The 10,018-nt window shown below is 56.2% G+C and carries 2 protein-coding genes; both read left to right on the top strand.

What is annotated here, in order from left to right; genetic code table 11:
* Positions 1 to 13: 13 nt before the first annotated feature.
* Complete coding sequence (locus P9L94_00340) at positions 14 to 6,565, top strand: SDR family NAD(P)-dependent oxidoreductase (GenBank protein MDP8242497.1); 6,552 nt, start codon at positions 14 to 16, stop codon at positions 6,563 to 6,565.
* Positions 6,553 to 10,014 carry an SDR family NAD(P)-dependent oxidoreductase gene (locus tag P9L94_00335; GenBank protein MDP8242496.1) on the top strand — a complete coding sequence of 1,154 codons (3,462 nt, stop codon included), beginning with the start codon at positions 6,553 to 6,555 and terminating at the stop codon, positions 10,012 to 10,014. The genes P9L94_00340 and P9L94_00335 overlap by 13 nt, the downstream gene beginning before the upstream one ends.
* Positions 10,015 to 10,018: the final 4 nt, after the last annotated feature.

Genomic DNA, 10,018 nt, shown 5'->3' with positions numbered 1-10,018 from the left:
GAACGGTAAATTGATGAATCAGCCAGAGACGCAGTTTCATACATTGGTCGAGGCGTTGCGGCATCGCTCGCAACATCAGGCCGACCAATGCGCGTATCGTTTTTTAAGCGACGGGCGGACGGTTTCCGCTTCGTTGACTTATGGGCAGTTCGATGAACGCGCGCGTTGCATCGCTGCGTCTCTACAAGAGGTCGCGGCGCCGGGCGAACGCGTCTTGTTGCTTTATCATCAGGGGCTGGATTACATCGCCGCGTTTATGGGATGCCTCTATGCGGGCGTGATTGCAGTGCCGACCTACCCGCCCAAGCGTAATCGGCCCGATGCGCGTTTGGCGTCTATCGTCGGCGACTGTGCGCCGGTTGCGCTCTTGACCAATTCACAAATCCTAGCGGATTTAGACCTGCGGATTGAAAATGCGCCGCAATTGAAAAATGTTCCCTGGTTCAATACCGATGAACTTGACGCGAGCGCTTCGCAATGGCGCGAGCAAACAACGGATGATAACGCGATTGCTTTTTTGCAATACACCTCCGGCTCGACGTCGTCGCCCAAGGGGGTGATGGTCAGCCATCGCAATCTCGTCCATAACTTGATCGACCTCGACGTGAGTTGGAAGCATGATGACAGCAGTGTGATGGTTTCGTGGCTGCCGTTGTTTCACGACATGGGTTTGATCTACGGCGCGCTCGAACCGCTGTTTATGGGGTTCGACTGTTATCTGATGACGCCCGCTTCGTTTTTGCAATCTCCGGTCTGCTGGCTGGAGGCGATCAGCCAGTTCGGCGGCACCCATAGCGCGGCGCCCAATTTTGCGTTTGATCTTTGTACGCAAAGCATCGCTGTCGAGAAATACGCATCGTTGAATTTACGATCCTGGCGGATGGCGCTCAACGCAGCCGAGCCAGTGCGCGATGAAACCATTCGCCGCTTTCAACAGAAGTTCGCGTCATGTGGATTGCGTCCAAATGTGGTCATCCCTGGTTTTGGTCTCGCGGAAAATACGCTCAAGGTTACCGCGACTCATGTCGGCGACGAGTATCATGTTTGCCATTTGAACTCTGAAGCGCTGGGCGAACATCGAATTGAACTCGCCAGCGAGCCAGGCGTGGGCGTGCAGTCATTTGTTTCATGCGGCCCGATCAATGACGCCGCGCAAATTTGTATCGTGAATCCAGAAACGCGAATTCAATGTATGCCGGATCAGGTTGGTGAAATCTGGACGGCGGGCGAGAGCAAAGCCTGCGGCTATTGGGGACGGGGTCAAGCGACGGAAGAAACCTTTGCGGCAAAGATTCAAGATGCGCCCGAAGGAACCTATCTCCGCACCGGCGATTTGGGGTTCATTCGCGACGGTCAATTATATGTCGCCGGGCGTTTGAAAGACCTCTTAATCATTCGCGGCCTTAACCATTACCCGCAAGATATTGAAAAAACGGTGGAGGAATGTCACGCCGCTTTGCGCCCCAATTGCGGCGCGGCGTTTTCGGTTGAAGTTGATGGTGAAGAGCAACTGGTGATTGCGCAGGAGGTCGAACGCATTCATCGGCGCAATGCGAATTCGGATGAAGTGATCGCCGCCATACGCAAGGCGCTTGCCGAGTCGCATGATTTGCAGGCTTATGCCGTTTTGTTGCTGCGCACGGCGACGATTCCCAAGACATCCAGCGGCAAAATTCAGCGCCATGGCTGCAAGCAGCGCTTTCTTGACGGCTCGCTTCACACGGTCGCCGAATGGAGACGGCAGGCGTCTTCTTCTGATTTGAATGAGCAGCCGCCCGCGCAATCGAAAGAAGAGATTCAAGGCTGGTTGGTGCGAACAATTTCGGGACGCACTGGCGTTGACGCCAAACAAATTCGCATCACGGAACCGTTTTCTGCGTATGGTTTAGATTCCGCCGCCGCCGCTGCCATTTCAGGCGCGTTGCAGGAATGGCTCAAAAAAGATATTGCGCCGACGCTGTTGTATGACTACCCAACCATAGAACGATTGTCTGCTGCATTGACGAGCGCAGGCGGCGATGCCATTCAAGTTGCAACACAATCATCACGCCCAGATGAGAATGAAGCCATCGCGATTATTGGCATGGCGTGTCGTTTTCCCGGCGCGAAGAATTCTGAAGAATTTTGGCAATTATTAGTGGACGGTAAAAGCGCGGTGCGTGAAGTCTCGCCTGAGCGCTGGAAACACTTTGATCGCGAAGAGCATCCCGCCGCGAAATGGGGCGGCTTTATTGACGGCGTCGACCAGTTTGACCCGGCGTTTTTTGAAATCACCCCGCGTGAAGCGGAGAGCATGGATCCGCAGCAGCGCTTGTTGTTAGAGGTCGCGTGGGAAGCGCTAGAAGACGCGCAATACGCGGGCGGCGTTCCGCAAGATACCGGCGTGTTCGTCGGCGTCAGCGCGAACGATTATGCGCAAGTGCATCAGGCCGCCAAGGCGCCTGCGAATTTATATTATGGAACCGGGACGGCATTCAGCATCGCCGCCAACCGCATTTCGTATTGGCTGGACGCGCGCGGGCCGAGCATGGCGATTGATACTGCGTGTTCATCGTCGCTGGTCGCGGTGCATGAGGCGCGGCAAAGTTTGTTGCGCAACGAGTGCAGCCTGGCGCTGGCGGGCGGCGTGAATTTAATGTTGACGCCGCTGTTGTCGCAAGCTTTCGCCAGCGGACAAATGTTGTCGCCGGGCGGGCGCTGTAAAACCTTCGATGCGGCGGCGAACGGCTATGTGCGCGGCGAAGGATGCGGCGTGGTTGCGCTCAAGCGCCTGTCGGACGCACAGCGCGACGGCGACCACATTCTCGCGGTGGTGCGGGGGTCGGCGGTCAACCAGGACGGACGCAGCAACGGCTTGACCGCGCCCAACGGCCCGTCGCAGCGTGACGTCATTCTGGGCGCGCTCAATGAGGCGAAACTGGCGCCGGGCGACATTCAGTATATCGAAGCGCATGGAACCGGGACGCCGCTGGGCGACCCGATTGAATGCAACACACTACGCGAAGTGTTCTCAACCGAAGGGCGCAGCGGTACGTGTTGGGTGGGTTCGGTCAAAACCAATATCGGCCATTTGGAGTCGGCGGCGGGCATTGCAGGATTGATCAAAACGGTGTTGGCGTTGCAACATAAAATCATTCCAGCGCATTTGCATTTTGAACAAATCAATCCGCTGATTCAATTTGAAAACAGTTCGATGAAAGTTGCGGACCAAAACGTCGAGTGGGCTTCGTCGCGAGGAACGTGCAACGCGGGCGTGAGTTCGTTCGGCTTTGGCGGGACGAACAGTCATATTGTATTGAGCAGCGCAAGCGATTCTCTTTCTGAATGCAGCCAACGTTCTCATCATCTTCTGGTCTTGTCCGCAAAATCAAAATTCGCTTTGCAAGAGTCGGCGCAACGCTATGTTGCGTACCTGGATGCAAACCCCGGCGCCGAATTGGCGGACGTATGCGGCGGCGCCAACATTGGGCGGGCGCATTTCAGTCATCGCTATGCTGCGCTGGCTTCGTCGCGCGACGAATTGCGCGAAGCGTTGTTGAATTGTGAATGCAGCGAAATCAAAACGGATGCGCCGCGCATTGCGTTTATCTTCACCGGGCAAGGTTCTCAGTTCCACGGAATGGGACGCAATCTGTTTGAGACTAACGAAACATTTCGTCAGACGCTGGAGCGCTGCGATGAAGTGTTGCGCCCATCATTGAACGAATCGCTAATTGATTGTTTGTATAAAAACGGCGCTGAGCGCATTCACCAAACCGGATTTTCTCAACCCGCTTTGTTTGCGCTGGCGTATGGTCTGTGCGAAGTGTGGAAGTCGTGGGGCGTCGAGCCTTGCGCGGTATTGGGGCACAGCGTGGGCGAATACGCTGCGGCTTGCGCGGCGGGCGTGATGGCGTGGGACGACGGCTTGCGGCTCATCGCTGAACGCGGGCGTTTGATGCAGGCGCTTCCGTCTGGAGGCGGCATGACCGCGCTATTGGCGCCGATTGCGCAGGCGGAAGAACTGGTCGCGCACTATGATGGGCGCCTCTCGTTGGCGGCGCTGAACGGGCCGCGCAACACGGTGGTTTCCGGCCCGGTTAAATTACTAGAGGATCTCGAACAACGCGCCGAATCGCAGGGGACCGCTGCGCGCCGTTTGCAAACTTCACACGCGTTTCATTCGGTTTTGATGGAGCCGATGTTGGACGAGTTTGAAGCATTCGCATCGACTATCGAATTTCATGCGCCGGATTGTACGTTGATTTCAAATCTAAGTGGACGCGAAGAACAGACAATCGACGCTGCGTATTGGCGGCGGCATGTGCGTGAGCCGGTTCGTTTCTCCGATGGCGTTCAACGTCTATGCGAACTTGGCGTGGATGCCGTAATCGAGATCGGCCCGCAGCCGGTGTTGTCAGGCATGGCGCGGCATTGCGTGACCCATGACGGCGCCGAATGGTTGCCTAGTCTGCGCAAGGGCGAGGCCGATTGGAAGACGATGTTGCAAGGCGTCGGGCGGTTGTACGCGCGCGGCGCGTCGATTCATTGGCGCAATGTAGACTCGCGCTATATGCAGCGCAAACTCAGTCTGCCGACCTATCCGTTTCAACGCCAGCGCTATTGGATCGAAGACGGAAACGAAGATTTGCCTTCATCGCTTCATGCAAATCACAATGCAATCGAGCGCCTTCTTGCCAGCGGTGAATTTGACGAAGATGAAAAGCGCCTGCTGCCAAAAATGCTCGAAGCGTTGCGTAGGCTCAGTCAGCCGCAAAAAGAAAATCTTTATGAAATCGCCTGGCGCGAACAACCGCTGCCGGATGGGCTGCGCCAATTCGATTCGGCAGGCGCCTGGCTTTTATTGGGCGATGCAGGCGGCGTAGGCGACGCAATTGCACAACGATTGCGCGCGTTTGGTTGTCATGTCGTTGCGCTGGCTTCCGACGGCGATCTCGAGGCTGGGTTCGATCAACTGCAACAATGCCATGCGCCGCTTCAAAGCGTTCTTTATTTATGCGCCTTGGATTCGCAGCCGGATGGCGCATCTACTGATGAAGCGCTTTGTGGTTCCATGATGCGCTTGCTGCAAATTTTGGCGAAGCGAAGTGATGCAACGCCGACAAAAATCTGGGCGGCGACCCGATGCGCAAGCGTATTGCCGGATGACGATGGCCCCATTGCATTCGCGCAGGCGCCGCTGCATGGTTTTTGCAAAGCGGCGGCGCTAGAACACCCGGAGTTATGGGGCGGCCTGGTCGATCTTGGCTCGCATTCGGATGAGTTGCAACTCGACGCGTTGTTGAATGAACTGGCGGGCGAGAAGAACGAAACCGCCGTCGCACTGCGCGGGACGCGGCGTTATGTCGCGCGATTAATGAAGAGTAAAAATAATATCAAACGCGAGGTCGCGATTCGTCCAGACGCAACCTATTGGATCGTCGGCGGCCTGGGCGCGTTGGGGCTGAGTGCGGCGCAATGGCTGGTCGGGCGCGGGGCGCGTACGTTAGTGTTATCGAACCGCAGCGCCGCCGCTGAATCCGTCAATGCGAAATTAGAGGCGTTGCGCGCGCAGGGCGCGACGCTGCATGTCTGGCGCGGCGATGTGTGCGACGCCAACGCGATGCAGGAACTCGCCCAACGTATTCAGCGCGAATTGCCGCCTCTCAAAGGCGTAATTCATGCGGCGGGACATTTAGACGACGCAACCATTCAAAATTTGGATTCAAAAAAATTAGTGAATGTTATGCGGCCTAAAACGCTTGGCGCAATAAACCTCTATGGCGCGGTGGAAGAATGCAAATGTGATTTTATTCTGTTTTATTCTTCGATTGCACCTCTGCTGGGTTCGGCAGGCCAAAGTAATTATTGCGCAGCCAATGCGTTCTTAGACGCCTTTGCGCATGACTTGCGGCGTCGCGGCGTGGATGCGTTCAGCGTCAATTGGGGGCCGTGGCGCGACGGCGGCATGGCGTCGCAACTCGATCATCAATACAAAGAGCGGCTCGCTGTGAACGGCTTTCAAGCGATGGAAACTGATGAGGCGCTGGCGAACCTGCCGCGTATTCTTAACGGCGCCGCGCCGCAAATTGCGTGTTTGAATGTTGATTGGGAGACGGCGGCTTCGCGCTTTCCATCGAAAGGCGTTCAAGCGTTTTTGTCAGAACTTACTGCGGTTTCAACGACTACATCGCTGCGGCAGGAATTAGCGCTTCTTTCACAGAAGCAGCGTAAAATACGAATGCTGGATGCGATTCAAGCCATCGTGATGAAGATCATTGGCGCCAAAGATCGCGATGCGGTTTCTTGCAGCAAAGGCTTTTTTGAAATGGGCATGGATTCGCTCATGGCGGTTGATCTGAAAAACCAGTTGCAAACACAATTTGAACTGGCGCTGCCTTCAACCATCGGCTTTGAATATCCGACCATTGAGGCGCTTGCGGATTATTTGATAGAGCAATGCTTTGCGGGCGATACGGCTGCCGCGCAACATGCAAACATGGCTGGTCGCAAAACGGTAGAAGAGATGAGTGAGCAAGAACTGGTCGCGCTAATCGAAAACGAATTTGAACAATGGCGAACATGAACAGCGATTCACATACAACACAACTAACGCCGCTACAAAAAGCCGCGATTGCGCTGCTAGAAATGCGCGCGCGGCTTGACGCCAGTGAGCGTTCGCTGCATGAACCGATTGCGATTGTCGGCATGGCTTGCCGCTTACCGGGCGGCATCGGTTCGCCGCAAGAATTTTGGCGCGCACTGGTCGACGGCGTTGATCTGCTTTCGCCTGTTCCTTCCGAACGCTGGGACGCGGAGGCGTTGTATCATCCCACGCCGGGAACGCCGGGCAAAAGTTATGTGCGGCACGGCTATTTTTTGCGCGACGCCGATCAGTTTGATCCGTTCTTTTTTGAAATGTCGCCGCGCGAAGCCAAAAGCCTCGACCCGCAGCAGCGCCTCTTATTAGAGGTGAGTTGGCAGGCGCTGCAAGATGCGCAGTATCCACCGGAGCGTTTGTCCGGCAGCCAGGCCGGCGTATTTATTGGCATCGGGCAGAATGATTATGCGCAGCGCAAACTACACGGCGGCGACCCGGCGCAAGTTGAAACTTTCGATGGTACAGGCAACGGCTTTTGTTTCGCTGCAGGGCGCGTCTCGCATTGGTTGGGGCTGCGCGGGCCCAATCTGGCGGTTGATACGGCGTGTTCGTCGTCGTTGGTTGCGCTTCATCTGGCTTGTCAAAGTTTGCGTTTGAATGAGTGCGGCTTCGCCTTGGCGGGCGGGGTGCAGTTCATGGCGTCGCCGCGCGTGAACCTGTTTTTGTCGCAAGCGAAAGCCCTGGCGCCGGACGGACGCAGCAAATCGTTTGACGCAGCGGCGGACGGATTTGGACGCGGCGAGGGTTGCGGCGTGTTGGCGCTCAAGCGCTTGTCAGACGCGCAGCGCGATGGAGACCGGGTGCTGGCGGTTGTGCGCGGCTCGGCGGTCAATCATGACGGACGCAGCAGCGGGCTGACTGTTCCCAACGCGCAGGCGCAGCAGGCCGTGGTTCGCAGCGCGATGAAGAATGCGGGCGTTGCGCCGGATGAAATTGATTTTATCGAAGCGCATGGGACCGGCACGGCGCTGGGCGACCCGATCGAAGCGCGGGCGATTGACGCCGTGTTTCAAGGCCAGCGTGAGCGTCCGCTTTGGTTGAGTTCCGTCAAAGCCAACATCGGCCATCTCGAAGCGGCGGCGGGGGTCGCGGGCGTTATTAAAACCGTCTTGTGCTTACAACATCAACAATTGCCAAAACAACTTTTGTTTCAGACGCCGAGTCCGCATATTGATTGGAGTGCGCTCAATGTGCGTGTTGCTGACCATCAAATTGAATTGAACCAAGGCGAAGCGCCGCCATGCGCTGGCGTCAGCTCGTTTGGTATTTCAGGGACCAATTGCCACGTGGTTTTAAGCGGCGTTGATAGAGAATCCGCTTTATCAATTACGGGGACGGTCGCCGTTCCGTTCAAGCGCCAACGCTATTGGCTTGACGAGGCGGCAGCGCCTTCGGTTTCTATATTAAATGACGCGGATGCGTTGTTGCAACGCTTGCTCGCGAGCGGTGAATTCAACGCTGACGAACAGCAGTTGTTGCCGAAAGTAATCGAAGCAATACAGGCGTTCGAGCGCCCACTGAAAGAAAATTTGTATGAAACCGTCTGGCGCGAAGAGCCGCTGCCGGATGGTCCCTCTTGTTTGCAAACGCAAAGCGCCTGGTTGTTGTTGAGCGACGCAGGTGGGGTCGCCGCAGCCGTAGAGCAACGCCTGAAAGCGCGAGGCCAACATGTCGTCATGTTGCCGCCTGGCGGCGACCTGGATCGTGCGTTGGATGAACTCGGTCGAAGCGATGCTTCCATGCGGGCCGTGTTATATTTCGGCGCCCTGGATGCGCCGCCAACTGATGCGCTTACGGTAGAAGAGTTGCAGCGATCGCCGGAAAGCATCTGCGGCTCCATGCGACGTTTGTTGCAAGCGGTCGCGAAACGCAGTGATAACAATGCGCTGAAAATCTGGGCTGTGACCCAATGCGCATGCGCATTGCCTGACGATAAAGGTCGCGTCGCGATTGCGCAGGCGCCCTTGCATGGTTTTGGTAAAGCGGCGGCGTTGGAGTTTCCCGAACACTGGGGCGGATTGATTGATCTAGGCGATGGCAGCCATGAAGATGAATTAAATGGATTGCTGCTTGAATGCGCAATCGGCGGCAGCGAAATGATCGCCGCCTTGCGGGGAGCGAAGCGCTTTGTCGCCCGCTTGGCATCCTGCAAGCGTGACAGCGTGAATCCAATATTGATCGACGCAGACGCAACTTATTGGACCATCGGCGGCTTAGGCGCATTGGGCCTGCAAACCGCGCAATGGCTGGTGGAACGCGGCGCGCGTTCGCTGGTGTTGACCAATCGCAGCGGCGAGACAGAGCAGACTGCAATACAAGTGCAGGCGCTTCGCGCGCAAGGCGCGGTGGTGCATGTCTGGCGCGGCGATGTATGCGATGCGGGTGAGATGCAAAAAATTGTTGACCGCATTCAGCGCGAGGCGCCGTCGCTCAAAGGCGTTATTCATGCGGCGGGGGCGGCGGGATATCAGAGCATTGAAAATTTAGATGAAACCCAAATGGATAACGTCATGCGCTCCAAGACGCTGGGCGCATGGAACCTGCTCAATGCAGTGGAAGACGTTTCGCTTGATTTTATTTTGCTCTATTCATCCATTGCTTCGGTGTGGGGTTCCAAAAATCAAAGCCATTATGCAGCGGCGAACCATTTTCTCGATGCGCTCGCCTGCGACGCTGCAAAACAAGGCTGCAACGCGCATAGCATCAATTGGGGGCCGTGGCCCGGCGATGGAATGGCGACCGAATCCGCGCGTGATCTGCTATCAACGATGGGAATCACGCCGCTCAGTTTTAAGGCGTCATTTGCTGCAATTCAACGTGTGTTGTCGTCCGGCGCCGCTCAAACGGTTGCGGCGGATGTCGACTGGCCCCGCTTGTCAAACCTGTTTGAAATCCACGGGCGCCATCGCTTTTTTGAAGAATTAATTGATTCGGCTCCAACAAACGTGCAACCGGAGCAATCTGGAAATGCGCTGCAAACAATCGAGGCGCTTGCTGATGAAGAACGCCTTGGCGCTTTGCGGTTGCATGTCCAAACCATCGTCGCCGACTTGCTGGGATATGAAGGCGGTCAACTGCCTGATGCGCATGACGGTTTCTTTCAACTGGGTATGGATTCGCTGCTGGCGGTCGATCTCAAAGACCGGCTGGTGCGGTCGCTGGGTGTTTCGTTGGCGGCCCCGGCGGTGTTCAGTTACCCCAACGCGCATGATCTGGCGGCGCATATTTTTGATAACTTAGGTTGGAGCGCGAATACAAGCGCACCCGCAAAGAATGAAGACGATGATCGTACGAATGAACCTGTCGCGAATGAACCCGACGACGCGCTTGCAAAAAAATTGGCGCAATTAGAATCATTGTTAAGTGATGAATAGAACG

Origin of the sequence: Candidatus Hinthialibacter antarcticus (genome assembly GCA_030765645.1) — a bacterium.
Lineage (GTDB): Bacteria > Hinthialibacterota > Hinthialibacteria > Hinthialibacterales > Hinthialibacteraceae > Hinthialibacter > Hinthialibacter antarcticus.
This window is presented reverse-complemented; position numbering and strand designations above follow the sequence as displayed.

Bases quoted from the DNA above. Each gene is read 5' to 3' on its own strand.
- P9L94_00335 (MDP8242496.1), top strand. From the start codon at position 6,553: ATGGCGAACATGAACAGCGATTCACATACAACACAACTAACGCCGCTA.
- P9L94_00340 (MDP8242497.1), top strand. From the start codon at position 14: ATGAATCAGCCAGAGACGCAGTTTCATACATTGGTCGAGGCGTTGCGG.